This is a genomic window from Azospirillum sp. B4, assembly GCF_000333275.1.
Lineage (GTDB): Bacteria > Pseudomonadota > Alphaproteobacteria > Azospirillales > Azospirillaceae > Nitrospirillum.
The window spans coordinates 1-1446 of the sequence record NZ_BACU01000401.1; the positions used below are offsets into that span (position 1 = coordinate 1).

Annotated in this window: 1 protein-coding gene; it reads left to right on the top strand. The window is 70.1% G+C overall.

Annotated elements, in window-relative coordinates:
• Positions 1-45: 45 nt before the first annotated feature.
• On the top strand, positions 46-1446 hold a 1401-nt coding region (locus I55_RS17900; RefSeq protein WP_044561943.1), incomplete at its 3' end, for a helicase-related protein.

The following is a 1446-nucleotide window of genomic DNA, read 5'->3' on the forward strand; positions in this document are numbered from 1 at the left end:
CAGAAGCGGGGTGCCGACAGCGTGGGCACGCTGCCCGGCGGCCGGGTGGTGGCGGTGCTGGGACCCACCAACACCGGCAAGACCTATCTGGCCATGGAACGCATGCTGGCGCACGCCAGTGGCATGATGGGCTTCCCCCTGCGCCTGCTGGCGCGGGAGAACTATGACAAGGTGGTGCGGGCCAAGGGTGCCGCCCAGGTCGCCCTGGTGACGGGGGAGGAGAAGATCATCCCCCCTGGCGCCCGCTACTGGATCTGCACCGTGGAATCCATGCCGCTGGACCATGTGGCCCAGTTCCTGGCGGTGGATGAGATCCAGCTGGCCGCCGACCCCGAGCGCGGTCACATCTTCACCGACCGCCTGCTGCACGCGCGCGGCACGGAGGAGACGATGTTCCTCGGCTCCGACACCATCCGCCCCCTGCTGCAGAAGCTGATCCCCAAGGCGGAGTTCGTGTCGCGGCCCCGCTTCTCCAGCCTGACTTTCAGCGGGCACAAGAAACTGACCAAGCTGCCGCCCCGCGCCGCTGTGGTGGCGTTCTCCGCGGCGGATGTCTATGGCCTGGCGGAGCTGATCCGGCGCACGCGTGGCGGCACGGCGGTGGTGCTGGGCGCGCTCAGCCCCCGCACCCGCAACGCGCAGGTCCAGCTGTACCAGGAGGGGGCGGTGGACTATCTGGTGGCCACCGACGCCATCGGTATGGGCCTGAACATGGACGTGGACCATGTGGCCTTCGCCCGCCTCAGCAAGTTCGATGGCCAGCAGCCGCGGCGCCTGCGCGCGCCGGAGGTGGCGCAGATCGCCGGCCGCGCCGGCCGGCACCTGACCGACGGCACCTTCGGCACCACGGATGAGGCGCCGCCGCTGGACCCCGAGTTGATCGACGCGGTGGAGAACCATAAGTTCGAGACGCTGAAGACCCTGATGTGGCGCAACGTCGACCTGGATTTCCGCAGCCCGCAGGCGCTGCTGCGCGCGCTGGAGGAACGACCGCCGTCACCGGTGTTGATCCGCGCGCGGGAGGCGGACGACCATCTGGCGCTCCAGGCCCTGGCGCAGGACGCCGACCTCATGCGTCTGGCCGGCAACCCGGCGGCGGTCCGGTTGTTGTGGGAGGTCTGCCAGATCCCCGACTTCCGCAAGGTCCTGTCCGACGCCCATACCCGGCTGCTGTCGCAGATCTTCCGTCACCTGCGCGACGGGCCCGCCGGCACGCTGCCGCTGGACTGGGTGGCGGCCCAGGTCAGCCGCCTGGACAGGGGGGAGGGCGATATCGATACCCTGGTGTCGCGCATCGCCCACATCCGCACCTGGACCTACATCTCCCACCGGCCCGGCTGGCTGAACGACGCCACCCACTGGCAGGAGCGCACGCGCGCCATCGAGGACCGGCTGTCCGACGCCCTGCACGAACGCCTGACCCAGCGGTTGTCGACAAGCGGTCCG